Below are 23178 nucleotides of genomic sequence, written 5' to 3'. Positions count from 1 at the left end.
TCCCTGCCCCGTCACGCCACAAGCCCAGCCACCACGCAACCAAAAAAGATGCCCCAAAAGACCTGTGGTCCGCCGAAGACCAAGTACGGCGTATCCACCCTCCCGCGCATTCGCGGCACGGCCAGCGGCAAGAATCCGTTCCCCACGATCGGACCGAACACGGCAGCGGCAAAGGACGCTGCCGCTGTAAACTCCGCGTGGGGCAGCATGACCGCGGTCAACCCCGCACAGACCGGCGGCAAAAATACAGGCAATTTCGGGGGCATTCCTCCGCGATAGGTGGTGGCTGCAAAACAGACCGCCGAGGACACAACAACGGCCAGCCCAGCCCAAGCCAGAGCATTCGGCAGGTGCGCCACCCGAAACAGAAACACAGCACTCATTACCAGGGGTAAAATCAACCCACCCAAAGCCACCGCGAAGGTTTGAGGGACCAATTCCTCTCCGTAGATGCTCTCCGCACCGGCCATGCCCCGCGTGCGCAACAATTCCGCAAAAGGTGTTTCCGGACGGATCACTTCCCGCACCAGACGCTCACTCCGGTATACAGTGAACTCCAGCCCCCGGGTCAGAACCATGGCCACCAACAACACAATCCCCTGGAGTGGAGTCAGCCCCAGTCCTTCGGCGGCATGTGCCGCGATGTTGGCGGGTAAAACCACGAACAGCAGGAACAACAACGCTACAAACAAGAAAAAGGCGATAAAGGAACCTGGTCCGCCGGAATGGTAAACAAATCGCATTTCAAATCTCCCTGCGGTGTGCGGCGCATCCAGGTTGCAATTCCATTCAACCCGCGTCATATTCGCGCCCGTTGGGTTTGGGTGTTATCGTAAGGCGCTGTTCAAGTAAATCAAAAGCGAGGTCCATCATGAAAGGCATCATCCTGGCCGGAGGCTCCGGTACGCGGCTCTACCCTCTCACCAGAGCCATGAGCAAACAGCTCCTGCCGGTGCACGACAAGCCCATGATCTACTACCCGCTTTCAACGCTTATGCTGGCCGGGATTCGTGAAATCCTGATCATTTCAACCCCAACGGATCTGCCTCGCTTCCGGGAACTGTTCGGCGACGGTTCCCAACTCGGCCTTTCACTATCCTACGTGGAGCAACCCAGCCCGGACGGATTGGCACAGGCCTTCCTTCTTGGCGAAGATTTCATCGGGAATGATACGGTTTGCCTTGTGCTCGGCGATAACGTTTTTTATGGGCAGGGGCTTCCGACCATTTTGGAGGACTGCGCCCGGCTTAAAAAGGGCGGCATCGTCTTTGCCTACCCGGTCAAGGATCCCAAACGGTATGGCGTGGTTGCCTTCGACAAACACAAAACCGTGACCTGCATCGAAGAAAAGCCCGAACAACCTAAATCCCGATACGCAGTCACGGGACTCTACTTTTATGACAATGATGTCGTGGGGATGGCCCGGGAGCTAAAGCCTTCGTCCCGCGGTGAGCTGGAGATCACGGACCTGAACAACCTCTACCTCAGACGGGGCGACCTCCGAGTTGAGACCATGGGCCGCGGCTTTGCGTGGCTTGACATGGGAACCCACGATTCCCTGCTTCAAGCCGCCAACTACGTGGACGTGATCCAAAAACGGCAAGGGTTGATCATTTCCTGCATTGAAGAGATTGCCTACCGTAAGGGGTACATTGATGAAAACCAATTGCGAACCTTGGCTGCCCCCATGCTCAAGAATGCCTACGGCCAATACCTGCTGGAGGTCATCCGCGACGTAGAAGAAGGCGTTGCCAGCCGATACTAACCCTTTCCCCGGATGACCAGGCCAACGGCCGAAAAACCACGCCAAATGAAAAGCCCCCAGACATCGTCCCAGGGGCTTTTCATGCTTACTACCCGCTCTCGTAGCCATGCACCAAATCGGTGGACACGCTCACACGAAAACGGTCTACAAAAAACTTTGCTTAGTGATGCTCTTCCTGCTTGGTCTCTTTGATGCGAATCATGGCAATGCTCACGATCCATGCCAAATAGACAAAAATCAGGGAAACCCCGATAAACCCTTGCGTCGTGCTCTGCGCCATACCGTGCAGAAGTTCGCCGATCATAGTCCTTCCTCCCTGTTTCCTACGAAAATCTTGTAATTTCTTTTGCCGGATTCCCACAAAAAGTCAAGGGGTGAAAATATCATTTGCCGCTTCCGCCCAATACAGGGCTTGCTTCAAACGCAAAAAGGAAATATACAGATCGGCAATACATTAACCAACAATTTTGCCATGAACATAAAGAAACTGTTGGGAAAACTTCATCCAGGCGAAAACGAATCCCGCTCCGGCTCTTCTCGGTCTCCCAAAAAGAAGAACCCGGCGGGCGAATACGCCATTTATCTGCCGGGTGAATCCTCTTCCGGTCCCGCAGCTTCCGCAACGCCTCCCTCCGCGCAGACGGATACAGCGGACACTCCCCCCGATTCCTCGCTTGACGTCTCGCTTCCCGCACAACGCCCTGACGGCAGACCCGAGCGGCGTCATTGTTTCCGAGTCCGTTATGACGGCCTGCTCTGCCGCATCAAAGAGCTGCAAAAGACTGTTCGCGTCCACGACATAAGCGCCACAGGACTGGGATTGCGGCATACGGGAAAACGCATCAAAGCCGGCACGCGGCTTCACCTGGTTCTTGGAATTGAGGGGAAAGCCCTGCTCAAAGGGGTGATTCTTCGGGTTGTACGCCACGAACAGGGCATTCTTGGAGGGGCATTTGAAGAGTTGGACCGCCACCAGGAAGCTGCAGTAGCCCAGCTCGTCCTTGAAGCACAGAAGCAGCAGCGCCAAAAAAAAGCTTCCGCTTCCCCTGCCACGCATCCTTGAGCCAACGTTCCCCTTCAAGAAGAAGAATTGGTTTCCTGTCCCGCTTCCTGACGGCTCTCCAGAGCGGTTTGGATCGCCTCCACCAACCGAGCCTTGGGCACCGGCTTGGTGATGTATGCATCGCCACCGCAGTCCAGCACGCGGCGACGAATTTCCTCAGAGGCGTGCGCGGTTACAGCGATAATGGGTACGGACTCGTTTCCCTTTTTCTGTTCCAGTTCGCGAATGCGTTCCGTGGCCTCGTATCCGTCCATGCCGGGCATCTGGATGTCCATCAATACCAGATCATACGCTCTTTCACCGAACATCTGCACGGCATCCCGGCCATTTTCCGCCACGTCGATCACATACGGATGGTTCTTAAGATACAATTGTATAATCAGGACGTTGTCGGCACTATCCTCGGCAAGTAAAATCCGCCTGGTCTGTTCCGCATTGCCGCTCGACATTTGCCCTTCCCTCCAAGAAACTACACAGGCCTCCCCTCAGCGGGAGCCTGCCAGTTGATGCGCAAATTCTGCAAACCGTTCCAGGTCATTGGGCTGACCAGGCTGGTGGTCCTCCGGGTACAAAAGAGCCGACATAAAAAAAACACTGCCGACTTCCAACGCCATGGAGGCGCCAGCAGAAAAAGCCGCCAAGCGTTGTCGCAGCTTGTCGGCCTCGGGTCCGCCGGCTTCCTTCAAGATGTCCCGTCCCTGTTCTTCCAGGTCAGCCAGCAACAAGGCTTTTTCCCGCATCAAACGTTCATAGCCCGCCTGATCGCCCTGCTGCTCGATGACCTCGCGAGCCTGTTCTTCCAACTCCCGCAGGGACGCAATACGCCCATCCAGCCATTGGGCCAACGTCTTGTAAGCTCCTTGGGTCATGAACTCTCCCCGTTTCATTGTTGCGCCAGGAATACGTTGCCACGCAAGGAAAGGCAAGGGCAGGACACAAAAACTCGACTGCATGCCGGACTTTACACAGCCGCGATTTGATTCTACCCATACCTGACCATTCCGAAACAAGGAGGAGCCGACTTGGGCATTCTTTCCGCCAGTACGGGTCTGACCCGATACCGCATCATGGACGAAGTGAACAACGAGTTGCTGCGCGACGTTCCGCGCCTGCTCAAGCAATATCATTTCCTGGACATCGACGATTCCGCCGAGGAGCGTTCGTTCGGCTGGACCAATATCGACGACATGCTCGACGTGGACTGGAACCAATCGCCACCGGAAAAAGGACATTATATGACCTTTACGCTGCGGCTGGAAACCAGAAGAGTCCAGCCTGCCGTGTTCAAAAAACACCTTCAGATTGCACTGAAAAAGGAAATGGCCCAGGCCAAGGAGCAGGGGAAAAACTTCATTTCCCGGGCCCGCAAACAGGAAATCAAAGAGCAGGTTATGCTGCGGCTGCGTGCCCGCTCACTGCCGATCCCGGCAGTGTTCGACGTGGTCTGGAACACCCAGACCCACCGCCTCTACCTGGACACCACCAACGCCAAAGCCTGTGCCTTGTTCGAAGACCATTTTTACAACACCTTCGAACTTCGCCTGGAACCGCTAACCCCGTTTTTCCTGGCCATGGACCAATTGGGCGAAGACGCGGCCAAGACTCTTGAAAATCTCGAACCCTCCATTTTCATTTAAGGAATCGCCATGGACTTGCAACTTGTGGAACGCGAAAATCGCCTTATCGGTCAGGAGTTTCTGACCTGGCTCTGGTTCTACTCCGAAACAACCGGCGGCACCTTTCAGACAAAAGACGGCCGGGGTTTCAGCATCAACCTTGAGCAACGCATCTCCGTGCAGGGCGGCGAAGGCGAAAACCTGGCCACAGCCACGGTTTCCAGCCCTCTGGGAGAACTTACGGAAGCCCTCAGCGGTCTGCGTATCGGGAAAAAGGTCAACAAAGCGCAACTTCGCATGGAACGGGACGGAGAAACCTGGATGATTTCGGTCAAGGCCGAGGATTTCGGTTTCAGCGGCTTGAAGACACCGAAAATCGAGACGAAAAGTAACGATGATGAAGACCCGGACGGTGCGTTCCTGGAAAAAATGTATCTCATCGAAGAATGCCTTGAAATGCTCGACGCCTCCTTTGCCCGGTTTCTGAAGCTACGGCTCGGTCCGGACTGGAAGGACGAATCCGCAGGACTGACCCGCTGGGTCACGGGGGGCTGACATGGCGTCCGCCCGCACCATCGCCTGTTTCGGCGACAGCCTCACCGAAGGCTTCGGATTGGTAACCAAGCACGCCCTTCCCGCTGTGCTGGAGGGGCTGCTTCGAGAACAAGGATACGACGTAACCTGTCGCAACATGGGGGTTTCCGGGGAAACATCGGAAGACGGTCTGCGCCGCATCAAACCCGTACTCAAGCTCAAGCCATGCGTCTGCATCGTTGCTTTCGGCGCCAACGACTTCTTCCTCGGCACCGAGCCGGGCGAAACCGAAGCAAACCTTGCCGCCATGCTCGACGGCCTGAAGGCCTGCAACATTGCGCCGATCCTGGCCGGAGTTGCCTGCTTCCCGGAATTTGGGGATGAATACAAGAAGCAGTTCGATGCCGTGTTTCCGGAGTTGGCCCGGCGGTATGCCATCCCGCTCCTGCCCGACCTTTTGGGAACCTACCTCCACGATCCGGACAACACCCTCATCGACCAACTGCACCCCAACGAGCAAGGTGTTCGCAACATGGCCCGGGCGCTGGCTCCCATCGCGGCAAAAGTACTGGACGAAACCGCCTGATCCCCTTTTTGGGTGCGACATTCCCGTGAACACAAACTCACGCGAAGAGGAGTGCGCCATGTCCCCCCTGGAACGTCTGCTCGTGGACTTTTGTCGACGACCAAATCTTGAGATCTGTGCGATACCGGTTTTAGGACTCGCCGGACTGGCGTGGTGGCCCTTGGCGCTCCTCGTTATTCTGCTCCCTCTGGCCCATTGGCGCGGCACCTCGATCATCCGGCATTATCTGCCCTCTCTGGAGGAAGACCTGCAAGAACAACTCACGGAGACCAACCTCCTGGCCTGCGGCATCCACAGCGGGGAGCATCATTTCATCCTGACAGAACGCTCAGGCAGTATCGACATTCGACTGGTACGCGACCTGCCCGATACCTTCCGACTGACCGTGCTTGCCCCCAAACGCGACTACGCGGTTATGGCCACTCGGGAAGGCCGTTTGTTCCCCCCCCTAGAAACCCTGCCGCCCACCTTCGAAACAACGGACCTCGGCTGCGTGGAAATATACTACAGCGACATCGACATGGTGGAACTGGAAAACGGCACCCTGCGGTTCCATACCATGGGAGGTAGGGAGTTGGAATTTCCAGCCCGGCAGGGCGCGGCCCTGGAAGCGGCCCAATACCTGCGCCAGCGGTTGCGCGACTACAAGGCCCGCGTCAACGACGGGCTTCCGGCCTGACCAGGATACAACGGCAAGACCAAAGGACGTCCCATGCAATACGAATTGAAACTGATGGACACCGTGGCCGGAGTCGGCTGCTTTGCGGCTCTGCCCGCCCCGAACTTGAGCCTGAACCAAATACTGGACCATATGCGTGCCGCACCCTACGATGATTTCATGCACCGCTTTGCCGTGGAGCAGCTCGGCAAACTGCGCACACGCAAGGTAGAACAATTTCTCTCCACCGTATTGCAGGATCAGCGCAAAGATCCGGTGCTCTCCGCCCTGCTCGGCGAAGCCTGCCTTTCTCACCAACGCCTGGAAAAACTTCGCCCCAGCCTGGATGGGCTGGATATGACTATGGCCGCCCGCAACACTCCGGGCATTTTGTTGCGTTGGCACCTGATGCCCCAACGAGAACAGCACGTTGCCTGGTCCCGCCATTTTGCGGCCAACGCCGACACCCACGCGCCGCTCCCTGCACCGGATCGCGCCGGTCCCGACCACGAAGGACTGGACCTTCCATACGATGAAGAGGAACTCCGGGCCGTCCTTTCCTGGACTGCCGCCCAAGATATTCGCCGCAGGCTGACCGACACGCTCCCTCCGGCCCAGGAACGGCAACCCGCCCTAGAGACCGCGCTCAATGCGCTCCGGCGACTCCAAAACGCCGGCGCTTTTGCCACCCCGGAAATGCAACACAAAGCCTGCCTCAGCCCCTTTGCCCGCCTACGGCATTGGGGATTTCGCATCGTCGTTCGCAATGGACGCAACGAGCACTCTTTCAAGGGACTGCAAACGAGCTATGGACGCGGAATGACAGAAGAAGCAGCACGAGCTTCCTACGCCATGGAAGTGGCGGAACGCTTTTCGTCCTATGCCTCCATCGGAAAAAACGGCATTGACGGCCTGCGTGGCAACGGCGCTCTTGTTCGCGGAACCTTGGACGACCTGCGGGAGCAAGGTGCCCTGGATCTCATGGCGTTGCGCTCGGAAGTACCGTATCAGGGACAGCAGCTCCACTGGATGGCGGCGGAACGGGTTTCGCTCCATGGAGTGGAACCGGCCCTGGTTCCGGCACAGCTGGCCTATCTTTTCTGTAATGTAGATGAACAAAATTTATTCGGCGCACTGGGATCCACAGGACTCGCCTCGGGCAATACCACGGAAGAAGCCCGGCTCTCGGCTCTGTGCGAAGTGCTGGAACGAGACGCGGACGCGGTACACCCCCTGAACCTGCACCACTGCTTCCGTATCCGCACGGATGATCCAGAGTTGCGGACACATCTGGACCGACTGGAAGAACACGGCATCCATGTCTGGTTCCAGGACGTGACCACGGAACTCGGTGTTCCATGCTACCGATCCTTTGTTACGGGGCTGCGCGGTGACGTGAACAAGGGGCTGGGCTGCGGACTCAGCGGTCCCCGGGCTCTTGTTTCCGCACTCACGGAAACACCGTATCCCCTGCCTGGCCCGGCCAGCGCTCCCACGCCCGCGAACCTGCCGGAACGACGAGTGGAAGACCTTCCCGATCTTTCCACCGGCAGCGCCGCAGGCGATCTCCAGGTGTTGGAACAGACCCTTGTAGCCAACAACCTTTCCCCCCATTATGCGGACATGACCCGCGCCAACCTGGAAATCCCCGTATGCCGCGCCATTGTCCCTGGACTCGAACTTCTCAACGAATTTGACGTGTTCAGCAATCTCTGCCCAAGGCTCTTCCGCAACTATCTTTTGTTGTTGAAAGACGAGTCCTCCCAGCTTTCTGCCTAAAAAACCGCTCCCGACCATTTTCCAGGCCGGGAGCGGTCGTTTCTCCAGCTTCTTCCACTTCAAACGTGGTTTAAAAGCTTCAACTCACTAGGCGGAGGATTGAGGTACACCTGAGCGGCCAGATACTCCTGACCGTACTTTCGAACATAATGATTCAACAGGGTGATGGGGACAATACGTGGGATCAGTCCTTCGGCATACTGGGCAATGACCTCCCGCAATTCCTGCTTTTCAAACGGTTCCAGTTGTTTTTTGAAATACCCCTGGCAATGATCCAGGGCGTTGCGATGCCCTTTAAGAGTGGCGGGACGACGCATGCCGTGCAGCAGCCGCTCAAAATACCGATCTGAAAGTACGGCCAGATCCATGGTTCCGGCCTGGGCCACCAGCTTTCCCAGGTCACGGTAAGCCTGGACATTATGAGCCATGACCAACAGCTTATGCCGGGAGTGGAAGTCCACCAGACGCCCAGGCGTCAACCCGGACTTAAGCACGGCCTGCCAGCGGTGCGTCGTAAAAATCCGTTGTATGAAATTTTCCCTCAACCCTGGATCATTCAGTCGTCCGTCGTCTTCCACGGGCAACAGCGGAAATCGGTCCATGAACATCCCTGCGAACATGCCGCGGCCCTTCATGGACGGTGGGCCGCCCTTTTCCGGATACACCTTGACCCGGCTCATGCCACTGGAAGGGGAGCCGTACTTAAAAATGTACCCGCAAAGCTCTTCCCCAGCCAGCGCGTCCAGGCGCTGCTTCGCCCAGTCCTGCATTTGCGAGGTCCAATCCACTCCGGAACGACTGGTCACCAACCGAGGGGATTCCGGGTCACCCACCAAGCGCACTGCCTCCCTGGGGATGGACATACCGCATTCCATCTCGGGGCAGACAGGAACATACGTCACATGACGCCCCAGGACATCCCGCAGGTAGCGATCCAATTTATGACCACCGTCAAACCGAACATTCTTTCCAAGCAGACATTCGGCAATGCCCACTTTTGGTTGTTCCGACATACGACCTCCTCATCAGCATCAGATCTAGATGGGTTCCGCGACCACCATTTTCCAAAGCTCGTCAGACAAGCCAACGAAACATCATACCGCAATCCATGGGATTTCCCACCTATTGAGGACCAAGGGTCCACGCTTGCTCATCGGCTGAAGATGGCTTATGTTCTCTTGCTTCAACACATGACATCATCCAACCTTTTTTTCTGAAGGAAGTCCATGCCCAAACGCACCGACCTGAAGAAGATCATGCTGATCGGGTCCGGCCCGATTGTCATCGGACAGGCCTGCGAATTCGACTATTCCGGCACCCAGGCGCTGAAAGCCCTCAAAGAGGAAGGCTATGAAGTGGTCCTGGTGAACTCCAACCCGGCCACCATCATGACCGACCCGGAACTGGCCGACCGCACCTATGTGGAACCCATTGAGCCGGAAACCGTGGCCCGCATTATTGCCCAAGAGCGACCCGACGCCCTGCTGCCCACCCTGGGCGGACAGACCGGCCTGAACACGGCCCTGGCCGTGGCGGAAATGGGCGTACTGAAAGAATACGGAGTGGAACTTATTGGCGCCAATGAGGCCGTCATCCAAAAGGCTGAAAGCCGACAGCTGTTCCGCGAAGCCATGGAAAATATCGGCCTGAAGGTACCCGCCAGCGGCATCGCCCGCAGCATGGACGACGTGCGCGCCTGGGGCGAAAAGATATCTTTCCCCATCATCGTGCGGCCTGCCTATACTCTGGGCGGCACCGGCGGCGGCGTAGCCTACAACATGGAAGAACTGGAAGCCATTTCCTCAAAAGGATTGGCTCTTTCCATGAAAAACGAAATCATGCTTGAGCAGTCCGTCCTGGGCTGGAAAGAATTCGAGCTGGAGGTCATGCGGGACAAAAAAGACAACTGCGTGATCATCTGCTCCATCGAAAACCTGGACGCCATGGGCGTACACACCGGCGACTCCATCACGGTGGCCCCGGCTCAGACGCTCACGGATCGGGAATACCAGCAGATGCGTGACGCGGCTCTGGCCATCATGCGCGAAATCGGTGTGGAAACCGGCGGCTCCAACGTACAGTTTGCGGTGAACCCGGAAGACGGGGAGCTGGTCATCATTGAGATGAACCCCCGGGTTTCACGCTCTTCGGCCCTGGCCTCCAAGGCTACCGGCTTTCCCATCGCAAAAATCGCGGCCAAGCTTGCCGTGGGCTATACCCTGGACGAGCTGCCTAACGACATCACCCGCGAGACCATGGCCTCCTTTGAGCCGACCATTGACTATTGCGTGATCAAAATCCCGCGCTTTACCTTTGAAAAATTCCCCGGATCCGAAGATCATCTGACCACCGCCATGAAAAGCGTGGGTGAGACCATGGCCATCGGACGAACCTTCAAGGAAGCGTTGCAAAAGGGACTACGGTCCCTGGAAGTGGGTATGCCCGGCTTGGGCAAACACTTCGCCCCCTGCCCCCTGGACAAGGACGAACTGCTCACGGAATTGCGCAACCCCAATTCCCAACGCCTCTACGCCGTCCGCAACGCCATGCGCTGCGGCGTCGATGACGAGGAAATTTACGCAACGTCCTTCATCGACCCCTGGTTCCTCCGCCAGATCCGGCAGGTGCTGGAAATGGAAAACACCCTGCAGGAATTCGGCAAGCAGCACGGCATTGAAAACAAGGACCAGGAACTGGCCGACATCCTGCGCCGGGCAAAAGAATATGGTTACTCCGACCAGCAACTCGCCACACTCTGGAAAACCTCGCCCCGCAAAATCCGCTCGCTCCGCAAGGAATGGGACATCGTCCCCACCTACTATCTGGTGGATACATGTGCCGCGGAATTCGAGGCCCATACCCCCTACTACTATTCCACCTACGAGAGCGGCTCGGAAATTACTCCCGCACCGGGAAAGAAAATCATCATTCTGGGCGGCGGTCCCAACCGTATCGGTCAGGGCATTGAATTTGACTATTGCTGCTGCCATTCCTCCTTCCAGCTCCGGGACATGGGCATCCAATCCATTATGGTCAACTCCAACCCGGAAACCGTCTCCACGGACTACGACACCTCGGACCGGCTGTATTTTGAACCGCTGACCTTTGAAGACGTGCTCAACATCGTTGAGTTTGAACAACCCGACGGCGTCATCATTCAATTCGGAGGGCAAACCCCTCTGAATCTGGCTGTTTCGCTCATGGAAGCAGGTGTACCCATGATCGGCACCTCTCCGGACGCCATCGACCGCGCCGAAGACCGGGAACGATTCAAGCGGTTGCTCAAAAAACTCCACCTGCGCCAGCCTCTGAACGGTACGGCCATGAGCCTTGTCCAGGCACAGGAAATCGCAGGAAAGATAGGTTTTCCCCTGGTTCTGCGCCCCTCCTACGTCCTGGGCGGACGCGGTATGGACATTGTCTATTCCATGGAAGAGTTTGAACGCTATTTCCGTGAATCCGCGCTGGTAAGCCCGGAACACCCGGTGCTCATCGACAAATTCCTGGAACATGCCGTGGAAGTGGATGTGGATGCACTGGCCGACGGCGAGGACTGTTACATCGGCGGGGTAATGGAACACATTGAGGAAGCGGGTATCCATTCCGGCGACTCCGCCTGCGTGCTGCCGCCCAACAGCATCTCCCCGGACCTGATTCAGGAAATCGAACGGCAGACCAAGGCTATGGCCCTGGAATTGGGCGTAGTCGGCCTTATGAATGTTCAGTATGCCATCAAGGACGACGAGGTTTACATCATCGAAGTAAACCCCCGGGCTTCCAGAACCGTTCCCTTTGTCTCCAAGGCGACCGGCGTGCCGCTTGCCAAACTGGCCACACGCGTGATGCTCGGCGAAAAACTGAACGACATTGACCCGTGGTCCATGCGGAAAAAAGGCTGGGTCGCGGTCAAAGAGGCAGTGTTCCCCTTCAACCGCTTCCCCAACGTGGATGTGATCCTGGGACCGGAGATGCGTTCCACCGGCGAGGTCATGGGCATCGACTACGAGTTCGGTCCCGCCTTCATGAAAGCGCAGCTCGCTGCCGGGCAGGTGCTGCCCGAGGAAGGAACAATCTTCGTGGCGGTCAATGACTGGGACAAACCGCTCATTCTGCCCATTGTGCAAAAATTCCGGGAGATGGGCTTCCGCGTTATGGCCACACGAGGAACCGCCACGCATCTGTACGACAACGGCGTCACCGACGTGGAGCCATTGCTCAAAGTCTATGAAGGGCGGCCCAACGTGGTGGACCACATCAAAAACCGCAAAATCAGCCTAGTCATCAACACCGTGTCCGGCAGAAAAACCGTTCATGACTCCAAGGACATCCGCCAGGCGGCCCTGCTCTACAACATCCCCTACGTGACCACCGTGGCCGGTGCCAAAGCCACGGTCCAGGCCATTGAGGATGTACGCAAGGCAGGACTCCAGGTCCGTTGCCTTCAAGAATATCACGACAACAAAAAACAATAATCCTGATCGGAGGCGCGTTCTTTTAACCAAGAACGCGCCTCCGGCCATATGCACAAACGCACACAACCAGAACGCCCCGGTTTTCCCATGGACCGGGCAAGTGATCGCGGGGATTTCGTACAATGAAAAAAGAGTACTGTGGTCTGTTCGGCATTGATTGCCACCCCGAGGCCGCACGGATGACGTATTTTGGTCTCTACGCCCAGCAGCACCGCGGCCAGGAGTCAGCAGGCATCTGCACCTGGGATGGTGATGGAATCCGGGAGCAGCGCGGTATGGGGCTTGTGGCCGACGTGTTCAATGAACGTCATCTCGGTAAGGAGTTGAAAGGTCAAGTGGCGGTGGGCCACATCCGTTACTCCACCACAGGCGTTTCCCTGCTGCGCAACGCCCAGCCCTTCATGGTCCGACATGGCGAACACCGCTTTGCCGTGGCCCACAACGGCAATCTGGTCAACACCTACGAGCTGCGCCGTGAACTGGAACAGCAAGGCTCCATTTTTCAGACCACCATGGACACCGAAGTGCTGGTCCATCTCATTGCCAAATACCTGAACGGCAACACCCTGGAAGACGCCATCGCCAAGGCCTGCGGCCGCCTCAAGGGCGCCTATTCCCTGCTCATCCTGGCCAATAACAAACTTATCGCCATCAAGGATCCCAATGGATTCCGTCCGCTGGCCCTAGGCCGAGTGGGCAACAGCTATGTTTTTGCCTCGGAAACCTGCGCCTTTGACCTCATTGAGGCGGAATACCTCCGCCCTGTGGAACCCGGTGAAATGATCATCGTGGACAATGGCAAGCTCACCACACGAAATATCACCAAACCGCAGCCCCGCTCCTCCTGCATTTTCGAGCTGATTTACTTTGCACGCCCCGATTCCACCGTCTTCGGCGAAGTCGTGTACGAACGGCGCAAGGAGATGGGCGCGATCCTGGCCCGTGAAGCCCCGGTTGACGCGGATATGGTCATGCCCTTTCCCGACTCCGGAAACTACGCGGCCGTGGGATATGCACAGGAATCAGGCCTTCCGTTGGAACTGGCCATGATCCGCAATCACTATGTGGGACGTACATTTATCCAACCATCGCAGGACATGCGCGACTTTGGCGTTCGGGTCAAACTCAACCCCGTTAGCAGCATGATCAAGGGCAAGCGCATTCTCATCGTGGAAGATTCCATCGTGCGCGGCACCACCATCCGCACAAGGGTGAAAAAACTTCGTGAACTGGGTGCCCGCGAAATCCATATGCGTGTCTCCTGCCCCGCCATCCGGTTCCCGTGCTTTTACGGCATTGATTTTTCCTCCAAGGGAGAATTGATCGCAGCCAACAACACGGTGGAGGAAATCGCCCGATTCATTGGCCTGGACAGCCTGCACTACCTGAGCATCGACGGACTGCTGCAATCCGTCCACAAGCGTGACGGGTACTGCTTGGCATGTTTCGACGGCAATTATCCCGTGGCTCCCTCCACCAACGGCGGTAAGCTCTGCCTGGAGGACGTGGCCCGGCCCGGCATTATCGGAGAATACTGCAACAATAAATAGCGTGATTCGCTCACGCATCCGCAGGTGGGAAGAATGACCAACGGCAACGCGGATACGCATTTGCTGGATATGGCCCGGAACGTGCTGGATATTGAAATCCAGGGATTGACTGCGGTCAAGGAACAACTGGACGAAGGATTCGCCACGGCTGTCCGCCGCATCGCCTGCTGCGCCGGACGGCTCGTTGTCACGGGCATCGGCAAGTCAGGACTTGTCGGCCGAAAAATCGCGGCCACACTCTCAAGCACAGGCACTCCCTCCTTTTTTCTGCATCCCGTGGAAGGAGCCCATGGCGACATGGGCATGATCCGCTCCGAGGACGTGGTGCTGGCCATCTCCAACAGCGGAGAAACGGACGAACTGAACGCCATCCTGCCGACGCTCCGCTCTCTGGGAGCCTGGGTCATCGCCATGACCGCCAAGGAGGATTCCTCCATGGCGAAACTGGCCGACGCCGTCATTCAGGTGGCGGTGCCGCGCGAGGCCTGCCCCATGGGACTGGCCCCGACCGCCAGCACCACAGCCACCCTGGCCGTGGGAGATGCTTTGGCCGTCTGCCTCATGCAGCTCAAGGGTTTCGACAAAGGCGACTTCCGCCGCTATCATCCCGGGGGAGCTTTGGGCCAACGGTTAAGTAAACGCGTTGCCGACCTCATGCATGTAGACGAACTGCCCTCGGTCCCGGACAACGCAACCATGAGCGAGGCACTCCAGGTGCTCGATGCTGGAGGCTTCGGACTGGTCGTCTTCGAAAATCAGGCGGGACGGCTCACCGGCGTACTCACGGATGGTGATGTACGTCGCCTGGCCAGCAAGGGCATCCTCGATCCGGCTCTGCCCGCAAACACGGTCATGACCGCCAACCCCAAGGCGGCCCACCCTCAGGAATCCGCAGCCAAAGTGCTGGATGTGATGGAATCGCATCAGATTACGGTTCTGCCGGTCCTGGACAGTGACGACAAATTGCTGGGCCTCGTGCATCTGCACGATCTTTTGGGCAAGGGGCGAGTCAAATTTTCCACCAACGGAGATGACGGGACATCGTGACTTCCGATCCTTCCATCTGCAAACGTTGCGCCCTTCAGGGACCAACCTGCTGCCGCCTGGAACCGGGCCAGGAAGAATTTTGTTTTCCCTTGTCTCAGACCGAAAAGGAACGGATCCAGGAATTCCAGCCGGACGAAGGCGGCTTTGCCCTCCAGGAAAATACGGAGGGATTCGTTCACAATATTTTGCGCCTTTTCCCCGGGGAAAAGGAACGCGTGCTGGCTTTGTTCCCGCGGCAAAAATTCCATTTCCGGCTTGCCGTGGACGCAAGCGGAGCCTGTCGGTTCCTGGGTTCCAAAGGATGCCGCATACCGCAGGATCTCCGACCCTATTATTGCCGGCTGTTTCCCTTCTGGGTGGTGCACAACGAGGTCAGCGTTTTTGATTCGCCGTCTTGCCTTGCCCGCAGGGAGGCGGTACACCTGCTTCGCATGTTTGAGACGTTTGATACCAACGCAGGCACGGTACGCGACCTGATGGGCCGCTTGCGCCTAGCCTGGGGACTTCCTCCCACTGCCGGTTCCAAACCGGTGAAACGCAGCTTTTGATGTGAGCCTATGAAGATTCTCAAATACCTGCTCTATACGGCCACGGCCCTGACCATCCTTGCGGCCGGTTCCTTTTACGGACTCTATCGCTGGGCCTCGGCCGATCTCCCCAACTTTACGGAAATCACGGACTACACCCCCGCCCTGGTCACCACCGTCTACGACAAACAGGGCGGCGTTCTGGGCTATTTCTATCATGAAAAGCGCTTCCTTGTGCGGCTTGACGAAATGAACAAATGGCTTCCCATGGCTTTTCTGGCCGCCGAGGATGCCGCGTTCTACGATCATGAAGGCGTGGATCTCATGGCCATTTTCCGGGCCTTCCTGATCAACCTCAAGTCCGGACGGGTCAAACAGGGCGGCAGCACCATCACCCAGCAGATCGTCAAGCAGCTACTGCTCACTAACGTCAAAAGCTATGAACGCAAACTCAAAGAGGCTATCCTCGCCTATAGGTTGGAGAACTATCTGACCAAAGAGGAAATCCTCACTATCTACCTCAATGAAATTTTTCTCGGCTCCAACAGCTACGGCGTGGAAGCCGCTGCGCGGACGTATTTCGGCAAACACGCCCTGGACCTGACCCTGGCGGAATGCGCCATGCTTGCCGGGCTGCCACAGGCTCCCAGCCGCTACAGTCCCTACGCCAACTTCGATCTTGCCAAAGATCGTCAACGCTACGTGCTCGGCCAAATGCACGAGCAGGGCTGGATAACCGAAGCGGAACGCCAAGAAGCCCTTGAACAGGAAATAGTACTCAAACGCATGCCCGATCCTTCCTGGGGAACAGGGGCATATTACCTGGAAGAAGTTCGCCGCTGGCTCATCGACAAATACGGCAAGAACCAAGTGTACGAGCGTGGCTTATCCGTTTACACCGCTTGTGACCCCAAACATCAGGCCGCAGCGGAGGCCGCTCTGCGCGAGGGTTTGGAAAACTCGGCCAAGCGGCGCGGCTGGCCCGGACCATTGGGCAACGTGGACGAAGATCCGCAACTCCTGCAACGCCTGGAAGCCCAGGAAGTCGTACCCGACGACATTGCTGCCGGCGACTGGCTGATGGCCATGGTCACCGATGTGAGCAAATCCAAAGCCCAAATCAAAGTTGGACCGCTCACCGGGACGATTCCGGTTTCCAGCATGTCCTGGTGCCGGAAACCAAATTTGCGGCAACGCGCATCCTGGGCACGCAAAATCTCCGATGCACGCAAGGTCGTGGGGAAAGGAGATGTGGTCTGGGTTTCGGTAAAAGAACGGCCCGAGCAGGGGGAAAAAGATTGGATCTTTGACCTTGAGCTGGAACCCGAAGTGCAAGGCGCCCTGGTCTCCATCGTCCCGGAAACCGGCGAGGTTCCCGCATTGGTGGGCGGCTACGACTACATGAGAAGCGAGTACAACCGCGCCACCCAGGCCCGCCGCCAGCCAGGCTCGGCCTTCAAGCCATTGGTCTATTCCGTGGCTCTGGACAACGGCATGACCCCGGCTACCCTGGTGAAGGATACGGCCATCGTCTTTGAGAACGAAGATGGATCGGTCTGGCGGCCGGAAAACTACGCTCACCGCTTCTACGGGTGGCTGTCCCTGCGGACCGCGCTGGTCAAATCCAAAAACCTTGTGACCATCCGCGTTGCGCACAAAGTCGGCATCCAAAAAATCATCGAACGTGCCAAAGCCCTTGGTTTGGAGGCGGATTTCCCGCAAGATCTCTCTGTAGCCCTGGGATCCGCCTCGGTGACGCCCATCAACCTCTGCTCCGCCTACACGGTATTCCCTCGCGGCGGTTCCTGGGTCGAACCGCGCCTTGTTCTTGAAGTCCAAGATGTCTGGGGAGAACAAATCTATTCCTCGGAGCCTGTTACCCACGAAGTCATCAGCCCGCAAACCGCCTACCAAATCTGCTACTTGATGCAGGAGGTCGTACAACAGGGTACCGGACGGCGCGCCCGTGTCCTGGGCCGCCCACTGGCCGGGAAAACAGGCACCACCAACGATGAGCGTGACGCCTGGTTCATGGGCTATTCCCCGTACCTGCTCACTGGCGTATATGTCGGCTTTGATGAACCGCGCTCCATGGGAGCCGGCGAAGCGGGCAGTTCCACGGCCCTTCCCATCTGGATTGATTATCGTAAGGAAATTGAGGAAGACTATCCGCTTCAGGACTTCGAACAACCTGACGGTATCGTCATATCCCGCGCCAGTTTTGAAGAGGGTTCCCGAGACGGCATGCGTATGGTATCCTACTTTCTGCCGTTCAAAGAAGGAACGCAGCCCGTCCCCACGCCCACGACAAATCCGGGCTCCACAGCTCCCGGTGCTCAGGGGGTGGATGACGATCTGCTCAAGCAGGGATTCTAAAGCCTTCCAAATGGCGGCCGCTGGTTCGGCCGCCATCTCTTTCTCCTTCTTGAGCAGCCCAAACCGGATCAAACCAGACGGCCGGTCAACTGAATTGGAGGAAAACCATGAAGCTGGAACTCTATCAAGTGGACGCGTTTTCTTCACGCTTGTTCGGAGGCAACCCCGCAGCCGTAGTGCCGTTGTTTGAATGGCTCAGCGATGACCTTTTGAGCGGTATTGCGCAGGAAAACAATCTCTCCGAAACCGCCTTTTTTGTTAAACGCGGTGAATACTATGAGCTTCGCTGGTTCACGCCTTGCGGAGAAGTCGACTTATGCGGTCATGCGACACTGGCGGCCGCCCATGTTCTGTTCGAGCAGCTGGGCTACCAAGACCAATGCATTGTTTTCGCCACCCGAAGCGGCAGACTGTTTGTGGATCGGGACCAGGGTTGCGTGCTTTCCATGGACTTTCCATCCTGGCCGGCAAAGCCCTTCCAGGTGACGGAGCGGGTGCAGCGCGCCTTGGGCGCCAGACCGGACGAACTCTATTTTTACCAGGATTTCATGGCGGTATTCGAATCCGAAGAACAAATCCGAACCCTCTCCCCGGACATGGAACGCATCGCCGAGCTGGACGGACTGAGCATGATCGTCACGGCCCCAAGCGAGGAATACGACTTCGTGTCCCGGGTGTTTGCGCCCAGCGTTGGCATTCCGGAAGACCCGGTCACGGGGTCGGCGCATTGTACGCTGGTTCCCTACTGGGCCGATCGACTGAACAAGTCGGAACTCCGAGCCTACCAGGTTTCAAAACGCGGTGGAGAATTGCTTTGCCGTCACATGGGCGACCGCGTAAAAATCGCCGGTCCCGCAGTCCTCTACCTCAAAGGCACAATCTACCTGGAACACGAAGAGTCCTGCCACACTTGAGGGAAATACCGTTTTTCGGCCTCGCCAGGGGACGCCGCTGCACACGGTTTTTAGAGCAACTTCAAATGCCAGTTGAATTTGCTTGTACGTTGTGCGGCGCGTACCTTTTTGGGCCAATTCTCCCGCATATCCACAAGCCAGGCATATCCGGCACGCTCCAGCGCCTTTGACTCGCTAGACAAATCCAGTTCCCAGTCCGGATATACCCAATAATTCTGGCCCAGGGGCTTCACCCAGCACCCCTCTCCCTTGGGACTGGAATATGTTTCGCCAGGTTTGACACCCTGTCCCAGCACACGGGAGATGCCCAAGGGCCAGGAACCTTTCAGCACCATTCCCAGCGGCAACGGCGACTCCGCGGGGAGACGTAAAAACTCTTCCCCGGAAAGTTCCGGACTTACAAACGCACCGGAAAACCCCTGCTCCGCCAAAACCTGCACCGCCATGGCATTGGCGATATTGCAAAACGGCCCAGCCAAAAGGCGCACATCGCCGTCAGGCACCAAGGCACGCTGCCAGGGAGCATTCAACACCAATGTCCGCGCGCCCTTGTCCAACGCCATTTGGACCAATTCCTTCCAGCGCGGCTCCTCATTTGGCCAGATCACGGGGGGAAGCCACCACCAAATCTTACGCCCCAGCGGTTTGGGCAAATTACTCACCAACCGATCTTCCAGCCAGAGGCCGGTTTCGGAACGTACTTTCCCTTTTGGCGGAGTACGGAACAAGCTGATATGCCGCGAGCCGGATAGTTTCACAGGACGCGGCATGGTGGGTACAAATGACGACCCTCCGGCCGAATCCGCATCGTCCGCACCAGCCAAGCGTTTTTCCTGGTCGCGCATGGCATGCATCAAACCCGGCTCCCGACGGTCGATCAGAAAGACACGCATCCCAGCGGTTGCCGAAGGACCACGACCTCCCGGAAGGTCCAGACGCCCCCCCTTGGGAACACGTTTGCGCACGGGCAAAACCCGATGCCCGGCTTCATCCTCATACCCAACACGGAGAAGATCCCCGGGCAACAGCTCCTGACGCGGCTTCAAATAGGGTTTGCGGTTCTGGGTACGAACTGGTCCGAGAAACAACCCAGATCCCGTATCCTTGTCCGGCTGCACCGGAGTAAATGTCCGCTGCGGCAAAAACACGGAATGAGTGCCGGGGCGTCCCAAGGCCTGTTCCAGCAGACTGAGCGCGTCCTTTTTAGCCTGGGCATCCTTGGGGTGGTCGCGCAATAGCTGGTAGGCCTTCACCGTGTAATAAACGTAGTGCGGTCCCTTCTTCCGTCCCTCGATTTTCCACGCGCTGACCTTGGGCATCTGCAATAGGGGTTTCGTCAACACATCCAGACTCAAATCCATGCAGGAAAAAGCCCGCCGTCCCTGATCATCCCGCCCATGACGGTACAGACGCCGACAGGGCTGCACACAGCGCCCGCGTAGGCCACTTTTCCCGCCCATGTAACTGGACCACCAGCACCGACCGGAAATCGAGTAACAAAGCGCCCCATGCACGAATATTTCCAAATCCAGCCCTTCGGGGCACGCCTCCGTCATCTGCCGTACTTCGTCCAGATTCAGTTCCCTGGGAATAACCACACGATCGGCCCCCATGTCATGAGCCATGGCAAGCCCAGCAGGGTGCGTGATATTCGCCAACGTGGAAAGATGTAGTTCGCCTTGAAACCCCACCTGCCTCGCCAGAAGCAACATAGCCGGATCCTGCACGATCAAGGCATCGGGGTGCACCAGCCGGGCCGCCCGATCCAGCAGACGCCCGGCCGCGTCCTCGTCTCCGGGCTTGACCAGGGTATTCATGGCAACGTACACCTTGCTTCCTTGATCATGCGCCAAATGCGTAAGCCGCGCCAATTCGCTGATGGAAAAATTGTTGGCCTGCATGCGTGCAGAAAAATGCTTCAGCCCAAGATAAACGGCATCGGCACCGGCGGCCATGGCCGCCAAGAAACTCTCACGCCCACCGGCGGGAGCCATGATCTCCGGGACAAAGGCCTCGGCATTATTATTTGTATTCATCGTCAATCTGTCCAAAGAGGGCTAAGCCCATGGTAAAAAAGGTTTGCAGGGAAGTTAGCGTAGGTGAAGTGCTGCCGATTGGTCAATCGGTCCGGCCAGGAGAATTCTTTGAGCTTCGCCTGGAAAATCCAGGCTGGAGCAACTGGCGGCCCGGCCAATTCGTTATGATCCGGCCGTCGGACTGGGACCATTCCCTGCTTTGGGGGCGCCCCTTCTCCATTGGACGCGTCCAAGGGCCGGATGGAGATCTGTCCATCTTCTTCCAAAACGTAGGCCGGGGAACGGCACGAATGGCACAACTTTCCCCCGGTGACAAGGTTGTTGTCTGGGGTCCGCTGGGCAATGGATTTGCCGTGGAACCAGACACCCCGACCCTGCTCCTGGCCGGAGGAATCGGCATTGCCCCGTTCGTCGGCTACATGGAAGCGCACCCCACCTCGCAAAATGTGGAACTGGTCTTTGCCCATCGCCTACCTGTGGAATGTTACCCGTATACTGCGTTTTCCCAATGTCCCCATTCCTGCCTGGAAGAAAACAGTTCCGATGACCTGCCCAAAATCATCAAAGCGGTGCGTGACAAAGTAAATGAATATAGAGACGGACTAATACTGTGTTGTGGACCGACCCCCTTCATGCGCACAGTACGGACCGCAGCACTGGAATTCGGAGCCAGAGCGCAGCTTTCTCTGGAAAATCGCATGGCCTGCGGCGTGGGAGCCTGCCTCGGCTGTGTGTGCCAGGACGGCAAAGGCCATCATGTGCAGACCTGCACTCGCGGACCTGTTTTCTGGGCCACAGACGTCACCCTGTAGACACATTCGGAGGTAGCTATGGATCTCAGTGTAGACGTTGCCGGTCTTTCCTTCAAAAACCCGGTACTCACGGCCTCCGGCACGTTCGGGTTCGGTATGGAATTTTCAAATTTTGGCAACCTGGAAACGTTGGGCGGTGTCGTAGCCAAGGGACTCTCCCTTAAGGCCCGTGAAGGCAACCCCATGCCCCGCATTGCCGAAACCCCTTGCGGCATGCTCAATGCCATCGGCATCCAAAACCCCGGCGTTGACTCCTTCATGCGAAATGTCCTGCCGACCTTTCCTTGGAAAAAAACACCTTTGGTGGCCAATCTCTATGCCTGCGCTCCGGAGGAATTTGCGGAACTCGCCGCAATCCTGGCAGACCGAGAAGAAGTGGCCGCGCTGGAGGTTAATGTTTCCTGCCCAAACGTTAGTCAGGGCGGAGCACTCTTTGGTGCGGATCCGAACCAGATTGAACGCGTAACCCGTTCCGTTAAGCAGGCTGCCGGGGCAAAGCCCGTCTGGGTCAAGCTCTCTCCCAATGTCACGGACGTTTCCGTTTGCGCCAAGGCGGCGGAACAAGGCGGCGCTGACGCCCTCTCCCTGATCAACACGCTTCTTGGGATGGCCGTGGATATCCATACCCGAAAGCCGCTTCTGGCCAACGTGGTGGGCGGGCTTTCCGGTCCGGCAATCAAGCCCGTTGCCCTGCGTTGTGTCCATCAAGCGGTACAGGCCGTTTCCATTCCAGTTGTGGGCATTGGCGGCATTTCCTGCGCCCAGGATGTGCTGGAATTTATCCTGGTCGGAGCGCACGCCGTCCAAGTGGGGACAGCCAACTTCCTGCGTCCTGACTTTGCGTTCCGTCTCGTCGATGACCTGGCGCATCTCGTTTACAACATGGGCATTACGTCCTGGGACAGCTATCGCGGTACGCTTGAAATATAAGGGGAAAAAACTTTTTTTATTTTTTTACCCCTTTACCCCTTGCCAGCAAAATTGTTTTATATTAGGTCATTCTTCCTCGCGGAGAGGTGTCCGAGTCCGGCTTAAGGAGCACGCCTGGAAAGCGTGTGTGGGGGAAACTCCACCGGAGGTTCAAATCCTCTCCTCTCCGCCATTTCGACAGTACAAGCCCCTACTCACACTGAGTAGGGGCTTTTCTGGCTCTCCATCAAATAAAGGGGCAATCGCGAAGAATTCCTAAAAAAAGGGTCTGGCAAAACGACTCGCCAGACCCTACAAGCGAACTCGATTCCGACTAAAAAAAGGAGTTGAGCTTGTGGAGCGGATTCTAATTGGATTGCCGGATTTTACAATCAAAAAGATCGTGTCTGTTCAGCCTGCGGTGATCGAAGTTGAGTACACTGGTCAGCCAGCCTGTCCTCACTGTCAAAGCCGGGCATTGCGCCTCAAAGACAGTTTTTGGCGGTTCATACGCAATGTGCCGTTTCGCGGTCG

At 57.2% G+C, this 23178-nt stretch carries 21 protein-coding genes and 1 tRNA gene; 16 read left to right on the top strand and 6 right to left on the bottom strand.

Going from position 1 to position 23178, the window contains the following annotated elements; translation table 11 throughout:
- Positions 1-11 precede the first annotated feature (11 nt).
- A complete protein-coding gene (locus B5D49_RS06365; protein ID WP_159447150.1) occupies positions 12-743 on the bottom strand; it encodes a DUF1614 domain-containing protein in 732 nt (243 codons plus the stop codon).
- Between the two features lie 128 nt (positions 744-871).
- On the opposite strand from B5D49_RS06365, the gene rfbA reads away from it, so the two are divergent.
- Positions 872-1765 carry a glucose-1-phosphate thymidylyltransferase RfbA gene (rfbA, locus tag B5D49_RS06360; protein WP_078716848.1) on the top strand — a complete coding sequence of 298 codons (894 nt, stop codon included), beginning with the start codon at positions 872-874 and terminating at the stop codon, positions 1763-1765.
- 160 nt (positions 1766-1925) lie between these two features.
- On the opposite strand, the gene B5D49_RS14945 is transcribed toward rfbA, so the two are convergent.
- The gene (locus B5D49_RS14945; RefSeq protein ID WP_200806772.1) at positions 1926-2069 is read right to left on the bottom strand and encodes a hypothetical protein; all 144 of its coding nucleotides are present in this window, start codon (positions 2067-2069) and stop codon (positions 1926-1928) included.
- Positions 2070-2237: 168 nt separating this feature from the next.
- On the opposite strand from B5D49_RS14945, the gene B5D49_RS06355 reads away from it, so the two are divergent.
- On the top strand, positions 2238-2828 hold the full coding sequence (locus tag B5D49_RS06355) for a PilZ domain-containing protein (protein WP_144019228.1): 591 nt from the start codon (positions 2238-2240) through the stop codon (positions 2826-2828).
- 14 nt (positions 2829-2842) lie between these two features.
- Here the strand turns inward: B5D49_RS06355 and B5D49_RS06350 are convergent, their stop codons facing one another.
- Both B5D49_RS06350 and B5D49_RS06345 read right to left on the bottom strand, forming a co-directional pair.
- Entirely contained in the window at positions 2843-3277 is a 435-nt protein-coding gene (locus tag B5D49_RS06350) for a response regulator (RefSeq protein ID WP_078716846.1), read from the bottom strand.
- Between the two features lie 36 nt (positions 3278-3313).
- Positions 3314-3697, bottom strand: coding sequence for a hypothetical protein (locus B5D49_RS06345; RefSeq protein ID WP_078716845.1), 384 nt, complete (start codon positions 3695-3697; stop codon positions 3314-3316).
- Positions 3698-3850: 153 nt separating this feature from the next.
- Here B5D49_RS06345 and rdgC point away from each other — a divergent pair, with 153 nt between their 5' ends.
- The 5 genes from rdgC to B5D49_RS06320 are packed head-to-tail and all read left to right on the top strand — an operon-like array spanning position 3851 to position 8001.
- Positions 3851-4465: a recombination-associated protein RdgC gene (rdgC, locus tag B5D49_RS06340; RefSeq protein WP_078716844.1), complete on the top strand. Its 615-nt coding sequence runs from the start codon at positions 3851-3853 to the stop codon at positions 4463-4465.
- A 9-nt stretch (positions 4466-4474) separates the two neighbouring features.
- A complete protein-coding gene (locus B5D49_RS06335; protein WP_078716843.1) occupies positions 4475-4999 on the top strand; it encodes a hypothetical protein in 525 nt (174 codons plus the stop codon).
- A 1-nt stretch (position 5000) separates the two neighbouring features.
- A complete protein-coding gene (locus B5D49_RS06330; RefSeq protein WP_078716842.1) occupies positions 5001-5564 on the top strand; it encodes an arylesterase in 564 nt (187 codons plus the stop codon).
- A gap of 58 nt (positions 5565-5622) precedes the next feature.
- The gene (locus B5D49_RS06325; RefSeq protein WP_078716841.1) at positions 5623-6243 is read left to right on the top strand and encodes a hypothetical protein; all 621 of its coding nucleotides are present in this window, start codon (positions 5623-5625) and stop codon (positions 6241-6243) included.
- Positions 6244-6276: 33 nt separating this feature from the next.
- Positions 6277-8001 carry a YcaO-like family protein gene (locus B5D49_RS06320; protein ID WP_078716840.1) on the top strand — a complete coding sequence of 575 codons (1725 nt, stop codon included), beginning with the start codon at positions 6277-6279 and terminating at the stop codon, positions 7999-8001.
- Positions 8002-8060: 59 nt separating this feature from the next.
- Here the strand turns inward: B5D49_RS06320 and B5D49_RS06315 are convergent, their stop codons facing one another.
- Entirely contained in the window at positions 8061-9014 is a 954-nt protein-coding gene (locus B5D49_RS06315; RefSeq protein WP_078716839.1) for a YbgA family protein, read from the bottom strand.
- 213 nt (positions 9015-9227) lie between these two features.
- On the opposite strand from B5D49_RS06315, the gene carB reads away from it, so the two are divergent.
- The 6 genes from carB to B5D49_RS06285 all read left to right on the top strand — a co-directional run bounded on the left by carB (position 9228) and on the right by B5D49_RS06285 (position 18887).
- A complete protein-coding gene (gene carB / locus B5D49_RS06310; protein WP_078716838.1) occupies positions 9228-12473 on the top strand; it encodes a carbamoyl-phosphate synthase large subunit in 3246 nt (1081 codons plus the stop codon).
- 122 nt (positions 12474-12595) lie between these two features.
- Entirely contained in the window at positions 12596-14023 is a 1428-nt protein-coding gene (gene purF / locus B5D49_RS06305) for an amidophosphoribosyltransferase (protein WP_078716837.1), read from the top strand.
- 33 nt (positions 14024-14056) lie between these two features.
- Positions 14057-15070 carry a KpsF/GutQ family sugar-phosphate isomerase gene (locus B5D49_RS06300; RefSeq protein ID WP_078716836.1) on the top strand — a complete coding sequence of 338 codons (1014 nt, stop codon included), beginning with the start codon at positions 14057-14059 and terminating at the stop codon, positions 15068-15070.
- Positions 15067-15618, top strand: coding sequence for a YkgJ family cysteine cluster protein (locus B5D49_RS06295; protein WP_234990648.1), 552 nt, complete (start codon positions 15067-15069; stop codon positions 15616-15618). The genes B5D49_RS06300 and B5D49_RS06295 overlap by 4 nt, the downstream gene beginning before the upstream one ends.
- A gap of 9 nt (positions 15619-15627) precedes the next feature.
- Positions 15628-17973: a penicillin-binding protein 1A gene (locus B5D49_RS06290; RefSeq protein WP_078716834.1), complete on the top strand. Its 2346-nt coding sequence runs from the start codon at positions 15628-15630 to the stop codon at positions 17971-17973.
- 107 nt (positions 17974-18080) lie between these two features.
- Entirely contained in the window at positions 18081-18887 is an 807-nt protein-coding gene (locus B5D49_RS06285; RefSeq protein ID WP_078716833.1) for a PhzF family phenazine biosynthesis protein, read from the top strand.
- A 50-nt stretch (positions 18888-18937) separates the two neighbouring features.
- Here B5D49_RS06285 and B5D49_RS06280 read toward each other — a convergent pair whose 3' ends face one another.
- On the bottom strand, positions 18938-20923 hold the full coding sequence (locus tag B5D49_RS06280; RefSeq protein WP_234990647.1) for a peptidase U32 family protein: 1986 nt from the start codon (positions 20921-20923) through the stop codon (positions 18938-18940).
- A 290-nt stretch (positions 20924-21213) separates the two neighbouring features.
- Here B5D49_RS06280 and B5D49_RS06275 point away from each other — a divergent pair, with 290 nt between their 5' ends.
- The 3 genes from B5D49_RS06275 to B5D49_RS06265 all read left to right on the top strand — a co-directional run bounded on the left by B5D49_RS06275 (position 21214) and on the right by B5D49_RS06265 (position 22837).
- Positions 21214-21735 carry an iron-sulfur cluster-binding protein gene (locus B5D49_RS06275; protein WP_234990646.1) on the top strand — a complete coding sequence of 174 codons (522 nt, stop codon included), beginning with the start codon at positions 21214-21216 and terminating at the stop codon, positions 21733-21735.
- A gap of 18 nt (positions 21736-21753) precedes the next feature.
- The gene (locus B5D49_RS06270) at positions 21754-22665 is read left to right on the top strand and encodes a dihydroorotate dehydrogenase (protein WP_078716831.1); all 912 of its coding nucleotides are present in this window, start codon (positions 21754-21756) and stop codon (positions 22663-22665) included.
- A gap of 80 nt (positions 22666-22745) precedes the next feature.
- A tRNA-Ser gene (locus tag B5D49_RS06265) sits at positions 22746-22837 on the top strand.
- Positions 22838-23178: the final 341 nt, after the last annotated feature.

The organism is Paucidesulfovibrio gracilis DSM 16080 (assembly GCF_900167125.1).
GTDB classification, from domain to species: domain Bacteria; phylum Desulfobacterota; class Desulfovibrionia; order Desulfovibrionales; family Desulfovibrionaceae; genus Paucidesulfovibrio; species Paucidesulfovibrio gracilis.
This window is presented reverse-complemented; position numbering and strand designations above follow the sequence as displayed.

Excerpts from the sequence above, each read along its gene's own strand:
- B5D49_RS06365 (WP_159447150.1), bottom strand. The coding sequence starts at position 743 with ATGCGATTTGTTTACCATTCCGGCGGACCAGGTTCCTTTATCGCCTTT.
- rfbA (WP_078716848.1), top strand. The coding sequence starts at position 872 with ATGAAAGGCATCATCCTGGCCGGAGGCTCCGGTACGCGGCTCTACCCT.
- B5D49_RS14945 (WP_200806772.1), bottom strand. The coding sequence starts at position 2,069 with ATGATCGGCGAACTTCTGCACGGTATGGCGCAGAGCACGACGCAAGGG.
- B5D49_RS06355 (WP_144019228.1), top strand. The coding sequence starts at position 2,238 with ATGAACATAAAGAAACTGTTGGGAAAACTTCATCCAGGCGAAAACGAA.
- B5D49_RS06350 (WP_078716846.1), bottom strand. The coding sequence starts at position 3,277 with ATGTCGAGCGGCAATGCGGAACAGACCAGGCGGATTTTACTTGCCGAG.
- B5D49_RS06345 (WP_078716845.1), bottom strand. The coding sequence starts at position 3,697 with ATGACCCAAGGAGCTTACAAGACGTTGGCCCAATGGCTGGATGGGCGT.
- B5D49_RS06335 (WP_078716843.1), top strand. The coding sequence starts at position 4,475 with ATGGACTTGCAACTTGTGGAACGCGAAAATCGCCTTATCGGTCAGGAG.
- B5D49_RS06330 (WP_078716842.1), top strand. The coding sequence starts at position 5,001 with ATGGCGTCCGCCCGCACCATCGCCTGTTTCGGCGACAGCCTCACCGAA.
- B5D49_RS06325 (WP_078716841.1), top strand. The coding sequence starts at position 5,623 with ATGTCCCCCCTGGAACGTCTGCTCGTGGACTTTTGTCGACGACCAAAT.
- B5D49_RS06320 (WP_078716840.1), top strand. The coding sequence starts at position 6,277 with ATGCAATACGAATTGAAACTGATGGACACCGTGGCCGGAGTCGGCTGC.
- B5D49_RS06315 (WP_078716839.1), bottom strand. The coding sequence starts at position 9,014 with ATGTCGGAACAACCAAAAGTGGGCATTGCCGAATGTCTGCTTGGAAAG.
- carB (WP_078716838.1), top strand. The coding sequence starts at position 9,228 with ATGCCCAAACGCACCGACCTGAAGAAGATCATGCTGATCGGGTCCGGC.
- purF (WP_078716837.1), top strand. The coding sequence starts at position 12,596 with ATGAAAAAAGAGTACTGTGGTCTGTTCGGCATTGATTGCCACCCCGAG.
- B5D49_RS06300 (WP_078716836.1), top strand. The coding sequence starts at position 14,057 with ATGACCAACGGCAACGCGGATACGCATTTGCTGGATATGGCCCGGAAC.
- B5D49_RS06290 (WP_078716834.1), top strand. The coding sequence starts at position 15,628 with ATGAAGATTCTCAAATACCTGCTCTATACGGCCACGGCCCTGACCATC.
- B5D49_RS06285 (WP_078716833.1), top strand. The coding sequence starts at position 18,081 with ATGAAGCTGGAACTCTATCAAGTGGACGCGTTTTCTTCACGCTTGTTC.
- B5D49_RS06280 (WP_234990647.1), bottom strand. The coding sequence starts at position 20,923 with ATGAATACAAATAATAATGCCGAGGCCTTTGTCCCGGAGATCATGGCT.
- B5D49_RS06275 (WP_234990646.1), top strand. The coding sequence starts at position 21,214 with ATGGCACAACTTTCCCCCGGTGACAAGGTTGTTGTCTGGGGTCCGCTG.
- B5D49_RS06270 (WP_078716831.1), top strand. The coding sequence starts at position 21,754 with ATGGATCTCAGTGTAGACGTTGCCGGTCTTTCCTTCAAAAACCCGGTA.